The 19486-nt window shown below is 72.2% G+C and carries 15 protein-coding genes; 4 read left to right on the top strand and 11 right to left on the bottom strand.

Annotation, left to right across the window (positions count from 1 at the left end; all coding sequences use genetic code 11):
* Positions 1-158 precede the first annotated feature (158 nt).
* Entirely contained in the window at positions 159-1358 is a 1200-nt protein-coding gene (locus tag ACFW22_RS09365) for a PucR family transcriptional regulator (protein ID WP_386400947.1), read from the top strand.
* A 214-nt stretch (positions 1359-1572) separates the two neighbouring features.
* Here the strand turns inward: ACFW22_RS09365 and ACFW22_RS09370 are convergent, their stop codons facing one another.
* Positions 1573-2724, bottom strand: coding sequence for a glycerate kinase (locus tag ACFW22_RS09370; RefSeq protein ID WP_386400949.1), 1152 nt, complete (start codon positions 2722-2724; stop codon positions 1573-1575).
* A gap of 112 nt (positions 2725-2836) precedes the next feature.
* On the opposite strand from ACFW22_RS09370, the gene ACFW22_RS09375 reads away from it, so the two are divergent.
* On the top strand, positions 2837-4495 hold the full coding sequence (locus ACFW22_RS09375; RefSeq protein WP_386400951.1) for a BCCT family transporter: 1659 nt from the start codon (positions 2837-2839) through the stop codon (positions 4493-4495).
* Between the two features lie 54 nt (positions 4496-4549).
* Positions 4550-5617 carry an ADP-ribosylglycohydrolase family protein gene (locus ACFW22_RS09380; protein WP_386400953.1) on the top strand — a complete coding sequence of 356 codons (1068 nt, stop codon included), beginning with the start codon at positions 4550-4552 and terminating at the stop codon, positions 5615-5617.
* Positions 5618-5657: 40 nt separating this feature from the next.
* Here the strand turns inward: ACFW22_RS09380 and ACFW22_RS09385 are convergent, their stop codons facing one another.
* The 5 genes from ACFW22_RS09385 to ACFW22_RS09405 form a co-directional block, all read right to left on the bottom strand.
* Positions 5658-6158 carry a methylated-DNA--[protein]-cysteine S-methyltransferase gene (locus tag ACFW22_RS09385; RefSeq protein WP_386400955.1) on the bottom strand — a complete coding sequence of 167 codons (501 nt, stop codon included), beginning with the start codon at positions 6156-6158 and terminating at the stop codon, positions 5658-5660.
* Positions 6159-6171: 13 nt separating this feature from the next.
* The gene (locus tag ACFW22_RS09390; protein WP_386400957.1) at positions 6172-7650 is read right to left on the bottom strand and encodes an AlkA N-terminal domain-containing protein; all 1479 of its coding nucleotides are present in this window, start codon (positions 7648-7650) and stop codon (positions 6172-6174) included.
* 287 nt (positions 7651-7937) lie between these two features.
* Positions 7938-8558 (bottom strand): L-threonylcarbamoyladenylate synthase, encoded by a 621-nt coding sequence (locus tag ACFW22_RS09395; protein WP_386400959.1) that lies wholly within the window; start codon positions 8556-8558, stop codon positions 7938-7940.
* Positions 8559-8568: 10 nt separating this feature from the next.
* Positions 8569-9972 (bottom strand): phytoene desaturase family protein, encoded by a 1404-nt coding sequence (locus tag ACFW22_RS09400; RefSeq protein WP_386401134.1) that lies wholly within the window; start codon positions 9970-9972, stop codon positions 8569-8571.
* A gap of 80 nt (positions 9973-10052) precedes the next feature.
* On the bottom strand, positions 10053-10889 hold the full coding sequence (locus ACFW22_RS09405) for an inositol monophosphatase family protein (protein ID WP_386400961.1): 837 nt from the start codon (positions 10887-10889) through the stop codon (positions 10053-10055).
* A gap of 300 nt (positions 10890-11189) precedes the next feature.
* Between ACFW22_RS09405 and ACFW22_RS09410 the strand changes: the two genes are divergently transcribed.
* On the top strand, positions 11190-11999 hold the full coding sequence (locus tag ACFW22_RS09410; RefSeq protein ID WP_386400963.1) for a serine protease: 810 nt from the start codon (positions 11190-11192) through the stop codon (positions 11997-11999).
* Here the strand turns inward: ACFW22_RS09410 and ACFW22_RS09415 are convergent.
* The 5 genes from ACFW22_RS09415 to ACFW22_RS09435 all read right to left on the bottom strand — a co-directional run bounded on the left by ACFW22_RS09415 (position 11953) and on the right by ACFW22_RS09435 (position 19322).
* Positions 11953-13494, bottom strand: coding sequence for an NCS1 family nucleobase:cation symporter-1 (locus ACFW22_RS09415; protein WP_386400965.1), 1542 nt, complete (start codon positions 13492-13494; stop codon positions 11953-11955). The genes ACFW22_RS09410 and ACFW22_RS09415 overlap by 47 nt on opposite strands.
* Positions 13495-14615: 1121 nt before the next feature.
* On the bottom strand, positions 14616-15629 hold the full coding sequence (locus tag ACFW22_RS09420) for a TIGR03842 family LLM class F420-dependent oxidoreductase (RefSeq protein ID WP_386400967.1): 1014 nt from the start codon (positions 15627-15629) through the stop codon (positions 14616-14618).
* Positions 15630-15675: 46 nt separating this feature from the next.
* Positions 15676-17079 carry a dihydropyrimidinase gene (hydA, locus tag ACFW22_RS09425; protein ID WP_386400969.1) on the bottom strand — a complete coding sequence of 468 codons (1404 nt, stop codon included), beginning with the start codon at positions 17077-17079 and terminating at the stop codon, positions 15676-15678.
* A gap of 123 nt (positions 17080-17202) precedes the next feature.
* Complete coding sequence (locus tag ACFW22_RS09430; RefSeq protein WP_386400971.1) at positions 17203-18483, bottom strand: aspartate aminotransferase family protein; 1281 nt, start codon at positions 18481-18483, stop codon at positions 17203-17205.
* Positions 18480-19322, bottom strand: a complete 843-nt coding sequence (locus tag ACFW22_RS09435) for a nitrilase-related carbon-nitrogen hydrolase (protein WP_386400973.1) — start codon at positions 19320-19322, stop codon at positions 18480-18482. The genes ACFW22_RS09430 and ACFW22_RS09435 overlap by 4 nt, the downstream gene beginning before the upstream one ends.
* Positions 19323-19486: the final 164 nt, after the last annotated feature.

Below are 19486 nucleotides of genomic sequence, written 5' to 3' on the forward strand. Positions count from 1 at the left end.
TTCGGTGGCGCTCACCCCAGCACCGCGACGGATCCGCGTCCACGTCCCGCGGCCGAAACGCTGCCGGTGACCAGCGGGCGCGGCGGACGGCTGTGCATGCGCACAACGCTGCGCGTCAGGGCTGTGCGAAGGGGGTGGGGACGGTGTTGGCTCCGGTCATGGGACGGCGCAGAAGACGGACCGTTGACGACTGGAAGGTGCTGGCGGAGGCCTGTACGGCGCTCCTGGAACGGGTGCCGGAGCTGGTCGACGAGCACCTGCGGGAACTCCACGCCTATGAGCCCGCCTACGGGCGGATCCTGCCGTACGACCAGCACTGGCAGGAGGCTCGGGAGGCCATCCGGATCGGGATCGAGATGATCTCCGCGCCCCGGAACTCACCCCGGCGGGACCTGGAGCACGCGGACGAGATGGGGCGGCGGCGGGCCGCGCAGGGGATGCCGCTCGAACTGGTCGTGCATGCCTACCGGCATGCCGGGCACCTGGTGTGGGACGCGCTGATCGAGGGCGCGGGCTCGGACGCGGCCCGGCTGGCGGTGCTGATGCAGTCCGCGACGATCGTGTGGTCGGCGGTGGACGCACAGGCGGACACGGCGTCGGAGGCGTACCGCTCGGCGGAGCTGGAGCTGCGCCGCCGCACGGACGAACAGCTCCAGGCCCTGCTGGACGCGCTGCTCCACGGGCAGCGGTCGCCCGAGCTGGTGGCGCGGGCGGCGGCGGGCCTGGACCTGCCGGAACAGGGACGGTACGCGGTGGTGGTGCTGCGCTACGACCGGCGGGAGGAGCGGGAGCCCTTCCACCGGCAGGTGCAGGGCGAGGGCGTGCGGTTCCTGTGGCGGATGGGCGCGGACTGCGAGCTGGGCGTGGCGGCACTGGCCGGTGACACCGGGCTCGACGCGCTTTCGGAGCTCCTTGACGGACGGTGCCCCGGGCCCGGTGGCATCAGTCCGGTGGTGGTGGGTCTGGCCGAGGTGGGTCGGGCGCGGCGGCTCGCGGAGCTCGCGCTGCGGACGTGCCCGCCGGGCAGCCGGGAGATCGTCCGTCTGGACCGGAGGATGACGGGCGCCCTGGTGGTGGGGCAGCCGGAGGTGGCGGACCTGCTGGTCTCGGACGTCCTGGGCGGCCTGCTGGAGCTGGATCCGGCGGACCGGGCGGTGCTCCTGGAAACGCTGGACGCGTGGCTGGACTGCGAGGGGTCGGCGGGGCGGGCGGCGGGACGGCTGTACTGCCACCGGAACACGGTCTTCAACCGGCTGCGGCGGCTGGAGCAGCTGACGTCCCGGTCGCTGTCCCGACCGCGGGACCTGACGGAGATGACCCTGGCGCTGGAAGCGTTCCGCTTGGCGGCGGCGGGGTAGGGCGCGGGGCGCCGTTCCTGCGGGCCGGCTCCGTCGGCCGGTGCGCACCGACCGTCCCGCCCGGAGCCGTGTGCCGGCGGGGGCCGCCGACCCCGCCGTCGTGCGGACCGTCGGCCCGGAGGGGCGTCCCTCCCCGGACGGCGCCCCGGGAGGACGGGCCGGGACGGCGGACGGGTGCCACGCCGCTCGGGAGGGGTGGCACGGGCGCCGTCCGCTACGCCAGGAAGTCCCCGGCGAGGTTCGCCGCCACCTCTTCCAGGAGCGGGCCGGCGTTGGCGATGGACTTCGCCGGGTCGGGCTCCAGCGCCGTGAGGGGGTAGGCACGACGGATGCCGGCCGCTCCGAGGGTTTCGGGGGCCAGGGCCAGGCGGCCGCAGACCGCGACGACCTCCTTGCCCGCGGCGCGGGCGGCGGCGGCGACGCCGGCCGGGGCCTTGCCGTGCAGGGTCTGCTCGTCGAGGGAGCCCTCGCCGGTGATGACGAGGGTGGCGCGCTCCAGGGCGGGGGCGAAGCCGAGCACCTCCAGCATCAGCTCGATGCCGGGGCGGAAGCTCGCGCCGAGGATGAGGGCTCCGTAGCCGATGCCGCCCGCACCGCCCGCACCGGGGGCGACGGCCGCCTCGGCGGCGCGGGGGCCGATGGCCTTCTCCAGGACGGTGGCGAAGCGGGCGAGGGCCGCGTCCAGGGTGCGGACGTCTTCGGGGGTGGCGCCCTTCTGCGGTCCGTAGACGGCGGGGGCGCCCTTGGGGCCGGTCAGCGGATTGTCCACGTCGCTGGCGAGGATGAGGTCGACCGAGGCGAAACGGGGGTCGAGACCGCTGAGGTCGGCCGTGGCGAGGTCCGCGAGGGGTGCGCCGCCGGGGCCGACGGGTTCGCCGTCGGCGTCCAGGAAGCGGGCGCCGAGCGCGGCGAGCATGCCGGAGCCGCCGTCGGTGGTGGCGCTGCCCCCGACGCCGAAGACGAGGGTGGTCGCGCCGGCGTCCAAGGCGGCGCGGAGCAGTTCCCCGGAGCCGTACGTGGTCGCCGTCAGCGGGGCGAAGACGCCGGGCGGAAGCAGTTGGAGGCCCGAGGCCTCGGCCATTTCGACGACGGCGGTGGTGCCGCGCAGCGCGAAGGCCGCGGTGACCGGCTCTCCGAGCGGGCCCGTCACGCGGAGCTCCCGCCGCTCGAAGCCGGCTGCGACCGCCGCCGCAACGGTGCCGTCGCCGCCGTCCGCGACGGGCAACGTCTCCACCGTGAGGTCCGGGACGACTCGTCGCAGTCCCGCCGTGACCCGCTCCGCGACCTGCACGGCCGTGAGCGAGCCCTTGAACTTGTCAGCCGCCACGAGCACGCGAGCGGCCTGATGTGCTGCCCCGTTCGTCACCTTGCATCCCTTGCTTTCGAACGTGCAGTCGCGCCATGGGCGACCTTATCCGGACGTCCGGACGGCGTGCCACCCCCTGATAGGACGATATTCCGCACCATAGTGGGGTCGCATGAGTACGGAAAAGATCGAGCCGGACGGCAAGGTCATCGGGATCGGCGTCGCGGCCGTGGCAGCGGTCGTCGGCTGGGCGGCGCTGGGCGAGGACTCCTTCGACAGCGCCTCCTCCACCGCCCTGGACTGGGTGCTGTCCAATTTCGCCTGGCTGTTCGTGGTGGCCGCGGACGTCTTCCTGGTGCTGTGCGTGGTGATCGCACTGAGCCGGTTCGGCCGGATCAGGCTGGGCGAGGACGATGCGGAGCCGGAGTTCACGAACCTGGCGTGGATCGCCATGATGTTCAGCGCCGGGATGGGCATCGGTCTGATGTTCTACGGGGTCGGGGAGCCGTTGACGCACTTCCTGAACCCTCCTCCGACGAGCGGCGTTCCGGCGGGGACGGGTGCGGCGGCCAAGACGGCCATGGAGTACTCGTTCTTCCACTGGACGCTGACCCCGTGGTCCATCTACGGCATCGCGGGGCTGGCACTCGCGTACGCGAGCTTCCGCAAGGGGCGTGGGAACCGGCTGAGCTCAGCCTTCGTGCCGCTGATCGGAGAGCGCCGGGCGAATGCCTGGCCGGGCAAGGCGATCGACCTGCTCGCGGTGTTCGCCACGGTGTTCGGCACCGCGACGAGCCTGGGACTCGGTGCCCTGCAGGTCTCCGAGGGGCTGAACCTGACGATGGGGGTCAAGGACTCCACGGCCACCCAGCTGATCGTCATCCTGTCGCTGTCGGCGGCCTTCGTGGTGTCGGCCTTCTCCGGGCTCCACAAGGGCGTGAAGTGGCTGTCCACGCTGAACATCGTGCTCGCCGCCTGCCTGGCGGCCTTCGTCTTCCTCCTCGGCCCGACGGTGTACATCCTGGACACCATCCCGGCCTCCGTCGGCGGCTACCTGCACCAGCTGCTGCCGATGGCGAGCCGCACCGGCGCCTTCACCGACCGTGACTGGCTGGGCGCCTGGACGATCTTCTACTGGGCGTGGTGGCTGTCCTGGGCGCCGTTCGTCGGGACCTTCATCGCCCGGATCTCCCGGGGCCGGACGATCCGGGAGTTCCTGGTGGGCGTGCTGCTCGTCCCGTCCGGGGCGACGGTGGTGTGGTTCTGCGTGATGGGCGGGACCGCGATCCGACTGGAGTCGACGGGGGCCGCGGACCTCGCGACGGCGGTCGAGGAAGGGGCCGAGGCCTCGCTGTTCGCCATGCTGGAGGCCCTGCCGATCGGCACGGTCACCTCGGTCATCGCGATGATCCTGGTGATGACCTACTTCGTCACCAGCGCCGACTCGGCGTCGCTGGTGATGGGGTCGCTGACCAGCCGGGGCTCGCTCCACCCGCCGACCTGGCTCGTGGTGACCTGGGGCGTCCTGATGGCCTCCGTCGCGGCGGCGCTGCTGGTGGTGGGCGGCCTGAACTCGCTGCAGACCGCGACGATCCTGGTGGCGCTGCCGTTCGTGGTCGTGATGCTGGCACTGTGCTGGGCGCTGCTGAAGGAGCTTCGGGAGGACCCGGGTGCGGGACCGGCCCGGCACCACGCCCTGCACGGGATGCGGGACGCGGTGCGGGCCCTGGTCGGGGAGGCGATGACCGAACAGGGCGGGGACCGGCACCACAGGCTGCGGCGGGCGGCGAAGGCACGCAGCGACACGGAGCCCCCCGAGCGGGAGGGCTGACGTTCCACCGCTGCTCGACGCGCGGCGGGCCGTCGCATTCGGTACACCGGAAGCATGGGGCTCGTGCACGGAGAACTCGCGGACCGGATCCTGGGCGGCTGGACGGGCCGGATCGCCGGGAACATGCTCGGCAAGCCGGTGGAGCAGGGCGACCACTGGACCCGGGCGCGGATCGACGCGTACCTGCGGCTGACCGGGGCCCTTCCGCTGACGGACTACCTCCCGCCACCGCCTCCCGGGGCGGAGGGGTTCGCACTGCGGCCCGGGTGGGAGCGGTGCGTGCGGGGCGGGATCGACGGCAGTTGCCGGGACGACGACGTCGACTGGTCGATCCTGACCCTGCACCTGCTGGAGCGGCACGGCTCCTCCTTCACCACCGAGCAGGTCGGTGAGGAGTGGCTGCTGCGGTTGCCGTACCTCCAGACGTTCACGGCGGAGCGGGTCGCCTACCGGAACCTCGCCGACGGACTGCGACCGCCGCTGACCGCCACCCGCGACAACCCGTACCAGGAGTGGATCGGGGCGCTCATCCGGGCCGACGTCTACGGCTGGGCCTGCCCGGGCGATCCGCGCCGGGCCGCCTCGCTCGCCCGGCGGGACGCGGTCCTCTCGCACACGGGGAACGGCGTGTACGGGGCGATGTGGGCGGCGGCACTCGTCGCGGCGGCCTTCACCGCACCGGACGTGCGGTCCGCCCTGGAGGCGGGCCTGGAACGGGTGCCGGCGGGCAGCCGGCTCGCCAGGACCGTACGGAACGCGATCGCGCTGCACGGGGCCGGACTCGGGTGGTCGGAGGCCCTCACCGAGCTCGCGGAACGGACGGCGGGCCTCGGTTGGCTCCACACGGTCCCGAACGCGGCCGTGCTGACGGCCGGACTCCTTTACGGGGAGGGGGACTTCAGCCGGACCATCGCGCTGACCGTGCGCGGCGGCCTGGACACGGACTCCACCGGCGCGACGGCGGGCTCGGTGGCGGGGGTCCGGTGCGGGGCCGCTGCGCTCCCCCCGCAGTGGGTGGAGCCCTTGCGGGACCGGGTGAGCAGTGCCGTCTTCGGTTACGACGGGGTGCGGATCACCGAACTGGCCGAGCGGACCGTGCGGTTGGTCACGCGGGAGGGATGAGCGGGGACGGCACCGGAAGGGCGGGGATGCGCCGTGCTGCTCAGAAGAGGGCGTCCGGTGCTGCCGCGCCCGCCTCGAAGGCGAGCAGTCGCCGCTTGCGGTCCAGGCCGCCCCCGTATCCGGTGAGACCGCCGCCCGCGCCGATCACCCGGTGGCAGGGGACGATGATGCCGACGGGGTTCTTGCCGTTCGCCAGGCCCACGGCCCGGGAGGCACCGGGGCTGCCGAGTTCTTCGGCGAGTTCGCCGTAGCTCCGGGTCTCCCCGTACGGGATGTGGCGCAGCAACTCCCAGACCTTCAGCTGGAAGGGGGTGCCGACGAGGTGCAACGGCAGCTCGAAACGGGTGAGTTCGCCCGCGAAGTAGGCGTCGAGCTGGTGGATCGCCTCGCCGAAGGGGCGTGGATCGGGATCGCCGAAGGTCTCCTCGGGCGGGCGGTGTCGCTGACCGGTCATGTGGAGACGGCTGAGGACCCCGTCGACGGCGACGAGGGTGAGCGGGTCGTAGGGGCTGTCCACGACGGTGTGCTGGACGGTGGGCACGAGAACGGGTCCTTTACGCGGGCAGGTGGTTGATCGGGTGGTCGTCGGTGGCCCAGAGGTACTGGACGGCGTAGGAACGCCAGGGGCGCCAGTGCGCCGCGCGTGCGGTGAAGGCGGCCGGGGTGCCGGGAAGGCCGAGCCCTTCCGCGGCCCGGCGGACGCCGAGGTCGCCGGCGAGGAAGGCATCGGGGTCGCCGAGGGCCCGCATGGCGATGATCTCGGTCGTCCAAGGACCGAAGCCGGGCAGGGCGAGCAGCCGGGCGCGGGCTTCCTCCCGGTCGTCGGCGGGGCTGAGCGAGAGCGATCCCTCGGCGAGCGCCCGGACGAGGGTGAGGAGGGTGGTGCGGCGGCTGCGGGGCAGGGCAAGGGTCTCGGGGTCGAGGGCGGCGAGCGCCCCGGGGTCCGGGAAGAGGTGGGTGAGGCCGCCCTCGGGGTCCTCGACCGGCGTGCCGTGCGCGGTGACCAGGCGGGCGGCGTGGGTGCGGGCGGCGGCGGTGGAGACCTGCTGGCCGAGGACGGCCCGCACGGCGAACTCCGCGGGGTCGACGGTCCCTGGCACCCGGCGGCCGGGTGCCTCGTCGACGAGCGGGGCGAGCAGGGGGTCCTCGCGGAGCCGCTCGTCGACGGCGACGGGATCGGCGTCGAGGTCGAGGAGCCGGCGGCAGCGGCTGATCGCGTAGAGGAGGTCGCGCGGGTCGGTGAGGGAGAGCCGGCAGACGATGTGGTCGGCGCGCGGGGCGAGGGCGACGATGCCGTGGCCGTGCGGAAGCCTCAGGGTCCGCCGGTAGGCGCCGTCGCGCCACTCCTCCACGCCGGGGACGGCGGTGGCGGCGAGGTGCCCGAAGAGGTTGGAGGGTTCCAACGGAGCGCGGAACGGCAGGCGGAGACTGATGACTCCGGGGACGGCCGAGGGGGGTGACGCCGCTCTGCGGACGGTGCGGGCGCGGAGTTCGCCGGGGGTGAGGGCGAAGACCTGGCGGACGGTGTCGTTGAAGGTGCGGATGGAGGAGAAGCCGGCCGCGAAGGCGACCTCGCCGAAGGGCATCGGGGTGGTCTCGATGAGCAGCCGCGCGGTCTGGGCGCGTTGGGCGCGCGCCAGGGCGAGGGGGCCGGCGCCCAGTTCGGCGAGGAGTTGGCGCTCGACCTGGCGGGTGGACCAGCCGAGTCGCCGGGCGAGCCCGGGAACGCCCTCGCGGTCGACGACCCCGTCCTGGATGAGCCGCACGGCGCGGGCGACGGCATCGGCCCGGACGTTCCACTCGGGCGATCCGGGGCTGCTGTCCGGCCGGCACCGCTTGCAGGCCCGGTAGCCGGCTCGCTGGCAGGCGGCGGCGCTGGGGTGGAACTCCATGTTCTCGGGCTTGGGCGAAACGGCCGGGCAGCTGGGGCGGCAGTAGACCCGGGTGGTACGGACGGCGGTGAAGAACACGCCGTCGAAGCGGGCGTCCTTCGACTGAACGGCCCGCACGCAACGCTCGGTATCGGTGTGCATGGATCAAGGATCGGGGACGGGCGGTGCACGGGCTGGCGAGAAAACGACATGGACGTCCCCCGGCGGGCAGCGGCTCGCACCGCTGCCCGCCCGGCCGGTGCTTCCGGCCGCACGGGGCCCCGGGGCGGCGTTGCGCCGGTCCCCGTCGAGGGGGTTGTCATCGGCGGGGCGGTCACGATCACGGGTGGCCCCTTCCGCACGGCGCGCCTGAACGGACCTGCGCGGACACCGCGCGACGGTCTCGGCCCGCCCGAGAGGTCCTGCCCACGGGCGCCGGGCGCCCCGGGCTACTCGAAGCGGGAGGTGTCCCCCGCCCCGCGCCGGACGATCTCGGGCTCGCCGCTGGAGAAGTCGACGACGGTGGTGGGTTCGGTGCCGCACTCGCCGGAGTCGAGCACCGCGTCCACCTGGTGGTCGAGCCGTTCCTTGATCTCCCAGCCCTGGGTGAGCGGCTCGGCCTCGTCCGGCAGGAGCAGGGTGCTGGAGAGCAGCGGTTCGCCGAGTTCGGCGAGGAGCGCCTGGGTGACGACGTGGTCGGGGATGCGGACCCCGACCGTCTTCTTCTTGGGGTGCAGCAACTGGCGCGGCACCTCCTTCGTGCCGGGCAGGATGAAGGTGTACGCCCCGGGCGTGGCGGCCTTCACCGCGCGGAAGACGTCGTTGTCGATGTGCACGAGCTGGCCCAGCTGGGCGAAGTTGGCGCACATGAGGGTGAAGTGGTGCCGGTCGTCGAGGTCGCGGATGGCCCGGATGCGGCTGATGCCGTCCCGACTGCCGAGCCGGCTGCCGAGCGCGTAGCAGGAGTCGGTCGGGTACGCGACGAGCGCCCCGTTCCGGATGGAGTCGGCCACCGCGCCGATGGTGCGGGGCTGGGGGTTTTCGGGATGCACGTCGAAGTACTTGGCCATGGGGGCCAGTCTATTTTCGCAGGCTCCGCCAGACGGCCTTCGCCGCGTTGTGCCCGGACATGCCGTGGACGCCGGGTCCCGGCGGAGTCGCGGAGGAGCAGAGGAAGACCGCCGGGTGCGGGGTCGCGTAGGGGCGGAGGGAGAGGGTGGGACGCAGCACCAACTGGAGGCCCCGGGCGGCTCCACAGGCGATGTCACCGCCGACGTAGTTGGCGTTCCGCTCGGCGAGTTCGGGCGGGCCCGCGGTGGCGCGAGCCAGGACGCGATCGCGGAAGCCGGGCGCGAAGCGCTCGATCTGTCGCTCGATCGCCTCGGTGAGGTCGCCCCGCCAGCCGTTCGGCACGTGCCCGTACGCCCAGAACACGTGCTTGCCCTCGGGCGCGCGGGAGGCGTCCACGAGGCTCGGCTGGGCGGTGATGAGGAACGGGACCTCGGGGGCGGTGCCGGAGGACGCCTGCCGGAGGGCGGCGCCGATCTCCCCGGAGGTGGGGCCGACCTGGACGGTGCCGGCCCGGCGGGCCTCCTCCGCGGTCCACGGCACGGGGCCGTCCAACGCGTAGTCGATTTTGAAGGCGCTGGCGCCGTACGCGTAGTGGTCGTAGTGGCTGCCGAAGCCGGCGATCCTGGCGAGCGCGGTGGGCGAGGTGTCGAAGACGTAGGCGCGGGCCGGCGGCAGGTCGTCGAGCCGCTTCACTTCGAAGTCGGTGTGGACGGCGCCGCCGAGGTCCTTGAGGTAGGCGACGAGGGCGTCGGAGATCGATTGCGAGCCGCCCCGGGGCATCGGCCAACCGCCGGCGTGCGCGGCGAGCGCGAAGACCAGGCCGACGGCTCCGGTCGCGAACCCGCCGAGCGGGGCGATGACGTGGGCCACCAGTCCGGCGAAGAGTCCCCGGGCCTTCTCGTCCCGGAACCGGCGCATCAGCCAGGTGGACGGCGGGAGGCCGGCGATGCCGAAGCGGGCGAGGGTGACCGGGTCGCGGGGCAGTGCGGTGAGCGGCAGCTGCATGAAGTCCGCCGCGAGGGTGTCCCACTTGCCGAGGAAGGGCGCGACGAGACGGCGGTACGCCCCCGCGTCGCGCGGTCCGAAGGAGACCGCCGTCTCGGCCACGGAGCGGGCCAGGACGGCCGCGGTGCCGTCGTCCCAAGGGTGGGCCATGGGCAGTTCGGGGTGGAGCCACTCCAGGCCGTACCGGTCGAGCGGCATCGTCTTGAACACGGGCGAGCCCGCACCGAGGGGGTGCACGGCGGAGCACGGGTCGTGACGGAAGCCGGGGAGGGTGAGCTCCTCGGTCCTGGCGCCGCCTCCGACGGTGGACTTGGCCTCGAAGACGGCCACGGACAGTCCCCGCCGGGCCAGTTCCACGGCGGCGGTCAGTCCGTTGGGTCCCGCCCCCACGACGACGGCATCGAGCATCGACGTCTCGTTCGTCACCTTCGGACTCCTTCGTCAGCCGATGGCCAGGGTCCCAGGATAGGCCGCGTGTCCGACGGGCCTCACCCGCCCCCGAGGAGCCCTCGGATCCGCTCGGCGGTCGCCGCGTCCCGGGCGGTCGTGAACGGCAGCGCGTTCCCGCCGGCGATGCGGAACGGCTCGCCCGCGATCGTGGTGTGCGCACCGCCCGCCTCGGCGACCAGGAGGAGTCCGGCCGCGTGGTCCCACGCGTACTCCCAGGAGAACGCGGTCCCGTCGAGCGTCCCGCGCGCCACCGCGAGGTACTCGAGCCCGGCCGAGCCGCAGGGGCGGGGACGCACGCCCTCGACGTCGAGTCCCTGCAGGGCCTGCTTCTGCTCCGGGCTGGTGTAGTCGGGGTGCGAGGTGGCCACCTCCAGGACCGCGCCGGGTGCCGGCGAGCCGGAGCGTATCGGCCGTCCGTTGAGCGTGGCGCCGCGACCGCGCACGGCGACGGCGAACTCCTCCAGGGCGGGGGCGAAGGTCCAGGAAGCGAGGACCTCTCCGTGGTGGGCGAGGGCGACGAGGGTGCAGAAGGCGGGATCTCCGTGGACGAACTGGCGGGTGCCGTCGACGGGGTCCACGATCCAGACGGGAGCGTCGCCGCGCAGCGCCTCGTACACCGTGGGATCGGCGTGGACGGCCTCCTCGCCGACGACCACCGAGCCGGGCAGCAGGGCGGTCAGGGACCTGGTGAGGTGGGCCTCGGCGGCCCGGTCGGCGACCGTGACCAGGTCGTGCGGCCCGTTCTTCTCGATGATCTCGTCGCTGGCCAGTTGCCGGAAGCGGGGCGTGATCTCGGCGGCGGCTGCCTTGCGAACGGCCTCCTCCACCTCGGTCGTACCGCCGCCGAGGACGTGCTCAAGGAAGTCTTGGATCATGCCTCCAGCTAAGCACGGGCCGCCGACAACCGGAATGCCGCGCTTGTCACCCCGTGTTTCCCCGGGGTGCACCCCACGGCCTCGTGCGTTCCGCACGGTTGCTGCGGGGCTCCGGTGTCCCGCGGGGCCGCCGTCGCCCGTCACCCGGGGCACGGGCGGTCCCGCCGGTGGGGCCGGCCCCTCCCGGGGGAGTGACCGGACCCGGCCCGGTTCGTTGATGCCCACACGGGCACGAGGCTGAGGAAACGTCTCCGCATGCCGACCGCCCGGACACGAGGTCGACGACGGTTCGGAGGTCCCATGGGATGGGCGAGGAAGCTCACGACCGCGCTCGCGGGGGCGCTGCTGGCGATGGGCCCGCTCGGCCCGGCGCCGGCGCACGCCGTCGTCGGGGGGCACGAGGCCCGTCCCCATCAGTATCCGTTCATGGCCGGGCTCGTGGACCTGGCGGAGCGGCGGGTGGTGTGCGGCGGGGCGCTCATCGGCGACCGCTGGGTGCTCACCGCCGCCCACTGCCTGACCGGCTCGTACGGCAGCACCGCGCGGGTCGGCGTGCTCCTCGGCGAGCACGACCTGACGCGCGGGGACGAGAGTCCGAACGCGGTGCTGGTGGCCCCTGCGGCGTTCCTCACCCACCCGGGCTACGACCCGGCCGCCCAGCGCGACGACATCGCCCTCGTGCGGCTGGCCGAACCGGTCGTGTTCAACCGCGACGTCCGCCCGGTCGCCCTGCCCGCCGGGTACGCCCACGACTCCTTCGACCACACCCGGGTCGAGGCCCCCGGCTGGGGCGCCACCTCGTTCGGCGGGCGGACCTCCGGCGTCCTGCGGACCGTGCTCCTCGACACCATGGACAACGCGGCGTGCGGGGCCCGGGGCGTGCCCCGGGTCACCAGCGCCCAGTTGTGCACGTACACGCCCGGCCGCGACACCTGCCAGTACGATTCCGGCGGTCCCCTGGTCCGCGCGGTGGGCGGCAGGCCGTACCTGATCGGGCTCGTGTCCTACGGCAAGGGGTGCGCGACCGACACCCCCGCCGTGAACACCCGCGTCTGGTCCCACCTCAGCTGGATCGGGAGGACGACCGGACCGCTGCCCCCCGCCCCATGAGGGCGGTGTAGAGCAGCAGTGCGGCGGCGAGCCCCACGGCCCAGCCGTAGTCGGCGAGCGGCTTGAGGAAGGGAATCAGCCCGTCCGCGGGGAACGGGCCGGTTCCCGGGGCCGAGTGGGATCCACCGACCGCGAGCACGCCGCCCACCGCGAAGGCGAGGACGGCGGCCGGGTTCCACCCTCCGCGGTACCAGTAGGGACCGTCGGCCCGGTAGAGCCCTTCGAGGTCGAGGACGGTCCTGCGGACGAGCCAGTAATCGGCGATGAGGATGCCGGCGACCGTGCCGAGGAGGCCGCCGACCAGCCCGAGCCAGGTGAAGATGTACAGCTCCGGGGTGGCGGTGAGCTTCCACGGCATGATCAGCACCCCGACGACTCCGGTGATCAGCGCTCCCGTGCGGAAGCTCACCCGCCCCGGGGCGAGGTTGGCGAGGTCGTACGCCGGGGAGACGACGTTCGCGGCGATGTTCACCGACAGGGTGGCGACGAGCACGGTCACCAGGGCGAAGAGGAGCCCGAAGACGTTGTCGGTCCGGGCGGCGAGCGCCACCGGGTCCCAGAGGGGTGCTCCGTACACGGCCTGCGAGCCGGAGGTGACGAGCACCGAGAGCAGCGCGAACAGGGTCATGGTGGTGGGCAGTCCGAGGCTCTGGCCGAGGACCTGGGCTCGCTGACCGGCACCGAAGCGGGTGAAGTCGGGGATGTTGAGGCTGAGGGTGGCCCAGAAGGCGATCATCCCCATCAGGGCCGGGAAGAAGACCGGCCAGAAGTCCGCGCCCCATCCCAGCTTCGACGGCTGGTCGAGGAGCGGTCCGAGGCCGCCCGCCTTGACCGTGATCCAGGCGAGGAGCGCGAACGCGCCGACGATCACGAAGGGCGCGGCCCAGTTCTCGAAGCGCCGCAGGGCATCCATGCCCCGGTAGATGATGGCGAGTTCGAGCACCCAGAAGAGGACGAAGCAGAGCCAGAGGGTCCAGGGTTGACCGCCGATCCGGGACGCCCCGGCCCAGCCGCCGCCGAGGGCCTTGTCGAGGAGGACGAAGATGCCCTGGCCGCCGATCCAGGTCTGGATGCCGAACCAGGCGCAGGCGACTCCGGCCCGGACGAGCGCGGGCAGGTTGGCCCCGCGCAGTCCGAAGGAGGCACGGGCCAGGACCGGGAACGGAATGCCGTACTTGGGGCCCGCGTGCCCGGTGAGCAGCATCGGCACGAGCACGACGACATTGGCGAGGGCGATGGTGAGGACGGCCTGCTTCCAGTCCATTCCGAGGGCGACGAGACCGGAGGCGAGCATCCAGGAAGGGATGTTGTGGGCCATGCCCACCCAGAGGGCGGTGAAGTTGTACGTCGTCCAGCGGCGCCCGGAGACGGGGACCGGAAGCAGGTCCTCGTTGACGAAGCGGGGATCGGCGGGGGCCGCGCCGGGCGCCAGTTCGATGCGGCCGGTGCTCGTGTCGGAGCTCTCGGGTCTTCCGGAGGAGGCGGTCGTGGTCATGGACGGAACCCTTCGTTCGGGGACGGAACGAGGCCGTGCGGAGGGCGTGGGGTTCTTGACCGTGCGGAGTCTCCTCGCGCGGGGAGGGGGCGTCAAGGAGGCGGGAACCCCAGGGTGGTCCGCCTCGTCGGCGGTGGAGCGAAGGAGTCGTCGACCGGCTTCTGCTCGGTACCGACGAACTGCTCGAGAACGGCGGGCACGGCCCCGACCACGACGTCGGCACCGGGGACCGCGTTCGCCTAAGCGAATTGCCCCGGGAGGTCGCGCGGGCCCGTCGAGCTCCTGCGCGGGCGGACCGCCCCGCCGCACCCGGTCGGCGAGGGGCTGGCACTGCAGGAACACGGCCTTCAGGGTCCACTCGGCCTCGTCGTGCGGCTGCCGGGCGGTTCGCCGGCGTTCGGCCTCCTGGGTCGACACGTCCCGGCCGCAGCTCGCAGCACGCTCGGCCCCCAGACGGCTGAGCACGACCTGGAACGTCTCCGTCAGCTCACCATGGACCGTCACCTGGGTGCGTCGACCAGGCTCACGTACATCAGCGTCCGCCATCGCCTTGGTCAGACGCTTAACGGGGCACGTCGACGCGGAACAGGGGCGCGTTGGTCACCAGCATGACCACAAGACCCCTCGCCGATCACCGGTGCCTGCGCACACGGGCGGGGTCGAAGACGGTGTCCCACGGCCCCATCAGCGGTGCGGTCGCGGCCACGAGCATGAGGGCGTTGCAGAAACATGGACGGGCCGACCGACTTCAACCGTCTCGAAATCGACCGGGGGCGACCTCACCCGGATTATCCGCTCCACGGCGGAGGACCTCAACGCCTACAAGATGATCCATTTCGGAGGTCGCCCGATCCGGCGACAGGGCGCCGCGTGGTCGTCGATCAACACGGGCAGTGCCGCCAGAAGGGCGTCCGGGTTCGTCTTCACGCACTGACCAGCACATGCCCTTCGCCGTGGTTGCGACCAGCACGAACCCTGGAGGGGCGCCTTCCACCGCTGACGCCGCGCCAGCGGCTTTCCCGGCGGGCGCAAGGATCGCGCCGCGCCTGACGGGATGTGTCCTCCGGAAGGGGTGGACGGCCGTCATCCAGCTGCCTCGGTGCCCGGACCGGGCGACCTCGTCACCGAAGGGCGGGGATGACATCGGCGCCGTAGGCGTCGATGGTGCCCTCGCGGTTGTCGTGCATGTCGTAGACCGCGAACTGGTCGACGCCCAGGTCCTTGAGGTGGCGGAGCTTGTCGACGTGGGCCTCGGCGGGGCCCAGGAGGCAGAAGCGGTCGACGATCTCGTCGGGGACGAAGGCGGTGTCGGGGTTGTCGGCGCGGCCGTGGTGGGAGTAGTCGTAGCCCTGTCGGTCCTTGATGTAGGCGGTCAGCTCCTCGGGGACCATGGAGGAGTGCTCGCCGTACTTGGACACCAGGTCGGCGACGTGGTTGCCGACCATGCCGCCGAACCAGCGGCACTGGTCGCGGGCGTGGGCCAGCGCCTGGGGCGAGTCGTCGGCGGTGACGTAGGCGGGGGCGGCGACGCAGATGGTGAGGGCATCGGGGTCGCGGCCCGCGTCGACGGCGGCCTGCCGGACGGCCTTGACCATCCACTCGGTGAGGAAGGGGTCGGCGAGCTGGAGGATGAAGCCGTCGGCCTTCTGCCCGGCCAGCGCCAGGGCCTTGGGCCCGTAGGCCGCCATCCACACCGGAAGCCTTCCGTGCTTGATCCAGGGGATGCGGACCGGGTTGCCGTCGACCTGCGCCTCCCGGCCCTCCGCCAGGTCCCGGATGACCTCGATGGCCTCGCCGAGTCGGGCCAGGGTGTTGGGCTTGCGGCCGGCGACGCGCATCGCGGAGTCGCCGCGGCCGATGCCGCAGACGGTCCGGTTGCCGTACATGTCGTTGAGGGTGGCGAAGGTGGAGGCGGTCACCTCCCACGTCCGCGTCCCGGGGTTGGTCACCATGGGGCCGACGTGCAGCTTGGTGGTGTTGGCGAGGATCTGGCTGTAGATGACGAAGGGTTCCTGCCACAGCACGGCGGAGTCGAAGGTCCAGCCGTAGCGGAAGCCGTTGCGTTCCGCCCGGCGCATCAGGCCGACGACCTGCGAGGCGGGCGGGTCGGTCTGCAGGACGAGTCCGAAGTCCACGCGGGACCTCCAAGTTCGAATCGGTACGGTGCGGTCCTGGGACGCTTCAGCCCAGGTACTGGCAGGTGGAACGCGGCACGAAGGTGCCGTGGCCGGCACGGCCCACGTACGTGCGCCGGTCGATGACGAGTTCGCCGCGGGAAAGGACCGTCTCGACCTGCCCGGTGACCGTCCTTCCCTCGTACGCCGAGTAGTCGACGTTCATGTGATGGGTCTCGGCCGACAGCACCTGCGTGGCGTGCGGGTCGTAGATGACGACGTCGGCGTCGGCGCCGGGCGCGATGGTGCCCTTCTGCGGGTACATGCCGAACATCCTCGCCGGGGTCGCGCAGGCGATCTCGATCCAGCGACGGCGGGAGAGGTGGCCGTCCACGACCGCCTGGTGGAGCAGGTCCATGCGGTTCTCCACCCCGGGAAGGCCGTTGGGGATCTTCGAGAAGTCGCCGCGTCCCAGCTCCTTCTGTCCCACGAAGCAGAACGGGCAGTGGTCGGTGGAGACGACCTGGAGGTCGTTGGTCCGCAGCCCCCGCCACAGCGCCGCCTGGTGTTCCTTCGGACGGAGCGGGGTCGAGCAGACGTACTTGGCGCCCTGGAAGTCCGGCTCCGCCAGGTTGTCCGTGGACAGGAACAGGTACTGCGGACAGGTCTCGCCGAAGACCGGCAGCCCCATGTCCCTGGCCGCCGCCAGCTCCGCCACGGCCTCCTGGGCCGAGACGTGCACGACGTACAGCGGAGAGCCCGCCACCCGGGCCAGCTGGATCGCCCGATGCGTGGCCTCCGCCTCCAGCAGGGTCTTGCGGACCTCGCCGTGATACCGCGGATCGGTCTCGCCCCTCGCCAGCGCCTGCTCCACCAGCACGTCGATCGCGATGCCATTCTCGGCGTGCATCATGATCAGCCCGCCGGTGTCACCGGCCACCTGCATCGCCCGCAGGATCTGCCCGTCGTCCGAGTAGAAGACGCCGGGGTAGGCCATGAAGAGTTTGAAGGAGGTCACGCCGTGCTCGATGAGCTTCGGCATCTCCTTCAGCGTCGACTCGTTCACGTCCGACATGATCATGTGGAACGCATAGTCGATCGCGCACTTCCCGTCCGACTTCGCGTACCAGGCGTCGAGCCCTTCGCGGAGGCCGTGGCCGACGGTCTGGACGGCGAAGTCGACGATGGTGGTGGTACCGCCCCAGGCTGCGGCACGGGTGCCCGTCTCGAAGGTGTCGGAGGCGAAGGTGCCGCCGAAGGGCAACTCCATGTGCGTGTGGGCGTCGACCCCGCCGGGGAGCACATAGCGGTCGGTGGCGTCGATGGTCCGGTCGGCGGTCCAGCCGGCCGCCGTGTCCGATCCGTGGGTCGCGAGGGCGACGACGCGGCCGTCTTCGATCAGCACGTCGGCATGGAGTTCGTCGGCGGCGGTGACGACGAGGCCTCCGCGGACGAGGGTACGGGTGCTCACGGGACTCTCCCTTGTCGAGGCGGGGGTTACGGATTCCTACGACCCGTCCGGCACGGGACCGCGACGCTTGGAGGTGCCCTGGTGGAGGGGCGCCACGGGGGCGGGGCCGCGGACCGACCGGGGCTAGAGGGTCGCGAGGGCCTGTTCGAGCATCGCGGCGCCTTCCTCCGCCTCGGCCACCGTGAGCGAGAGCGGCGGTGCGATGCGCAGGGTGCTGGTGTTGTGTCCACCGCCCTTGCCGATGAGCAGGCCGTTCTCCCGGGCCGCCTCCAGGACGGCGGCAGCCGCGTCGGGGTTCGCCCGGTCGGTGCCCGGCTCGGTGAGCTCGATGCCGATCATCAGGCCGCGGCCCCGCACCTCCCGGACGGCCGGCACTCCTGCCGCGGCGGCCCGGATCCGCTCGATGAGGAGACCGCCGACACGGCGGGCGTTGCCCTGGAGGTCGTGCTCCAGGAGGTAGGAGAGGTTGGCCAGGCCCGCGGCCATGGTGATCGGTGAACCGCCGAAGGTGGAGATGGAGTTGGCGTCGAGGCAGTTCATGATCTCGGCACGGGCGACGACACCGCCGATGGACATGCCGTTGCCGATCCCCTTGGCGAAGGTGAGGATGTCGGGCGGTCCGGCCTGGCCGTGGGCCTGCCACCCCCAGAAGTGGTCGCCGGTGCGCCCCCAGCCGGTCTGCACCTCGTCGGAGATCCAGAGGATGCCGTGCTGGTCGAGGACCCGGCGGAAGGCGGCGTAGAGGCCGTCGGGCGGGGAGGTGAAGCCGCCGACGCCCTGCACGGGTTCGGCGATGAGGGCGGCGACCTCAGGGGTGTGGCCGAGGAGGTCTTCGAGGTCGGCGACGCAGGCTTGGGTGAACCCCTCGTCGGTGTGGGCAGCGTAGGGGCCGCGGGTGCGGACGCCGCCGTGCACGTACAGGGTGTGGAGCGGGGAGAGGCCGGTGGGTGACCAGGCGCGGTTGCCGGTGATGCCGATGGTGGAGAAGGAACGACCGTGGTAGCTGTTGCGCATCGCCAGGATCTGGGAGGAACGGCGGTACGTGGTGGCGAGCAGGAGGGCCGCGTCATTGGCCTCGGTCCCGGAGGTGGTGAAGAAGACCCGGGCGTCGGGGATGCCGGAAAGTCCTGCGATCCGCTCGGCGAGCTCCACCATGGGGCGGTTGAGGTAGAGCGTGGAGGAGTGGATGATCCGCCCCGCCTGCTCGGCCACGGCCTTGGTGACTTCGGGCAGGGCGTGGGCGGTCATGGTGGTGAGGATGCCGCCGAAGAAGTCGAGGTACGTGCGCCCCTCGGCGTCCCAGACGCGACGGCCCTCGCCGTGGGTGATCTCGAGGGGATCGCGGTAGTAGAGGGAGACCCAGTCGGGGATGACGGCCTTGTGCCGGGCGTACAGGCTGGTCACGGCCGCACCAGTCCCTCGTACGCGTCGGGGCGGCGGTCGCGGTAGAAGGCCCACTGCTGGCGGACCTCCTCGATGAGGCCGAAGTCGAGGTCGCGGACGACGAGTTCCTCCTCCTTGTCGGAGGCGACGTCGCCGACGAACTGCCCGCGCGGATCGACGAAGTAGCTGGTGCCGTAGAAGTCGTTGTCGCCGTACTCCTCGATGCCGACCCGGTTGATCGCGGCGACGAAGTACTCGTTGGCGACGGCGGCGGCGGGCTGTTCCAACTGCCAGAGGTAGGAGGAGAGGCCCCGGTGCGTGGCCGAGGGGTTGTAGACCAGTTGGGCTCCGTTGAGGCCGAGTTGACGCCACCCCTCGGGGAAGTGCCGGTCGTAGCAGATGTAGACCCCGATCCGGCCGACGGCGGTGTCGAAGACCGGCCAGCCGGCGTTGCCCGGGCGGAAGTAGTACTTCTCCCAGAAGCCCTTGACCTGGGGGATGTGGTGCTTGCGGTACTTGCCGAGGTAGCTGCCGTCGGCGTCGATCACGGCGGCGGTGTTGTAGTAGAAGCCCTCGCTCTCGACCTCGAAGACGGGCACGACGATCACCATGCCGGTTTCCCGGGCGAGGTCCCTCATCCGGCGGACGGTGGGGCCGTCCGGGACGGGCTCGGCCCAGCGGTAGTGCTCGGGCTCCTGCACCTGGCAGAAGTAGGGGGCGTTGAACACCTCCTGGAAGCCGATCACCTTGGCACCCTGCCGGGCGGCTTCCCGGGCGTGCTCCTCGTGTTTTGCGATCATGGATTCGGTGTCGCCGGTCCAGGTCGCCTGGACGAGCGCGGCGCGTACGACGTCGGTCATGAGCTGCTCCTTCGGCACGGCGTCAGAGAGCCTCTACGCACGTAGACGCGATGCGTAGGAGGAGAACGTAAGCCCCGTCACACCCCGGAGCAAGACCGCCGCCGTGAAGCGGCCGAGTCGATCATGTTTCATACCCGACTGGTCCACGTCGGACACGTACCGAC

The sequence above is a fragment of the Streptomyces sp. NPDC058872 genome (assembly GCF_042743065.1).
Classification (GTDB): Bacteria; Actinomycetota; Actinomycetes; order Streptomycetales; family Streptomycetaceae; genus Streptomyces.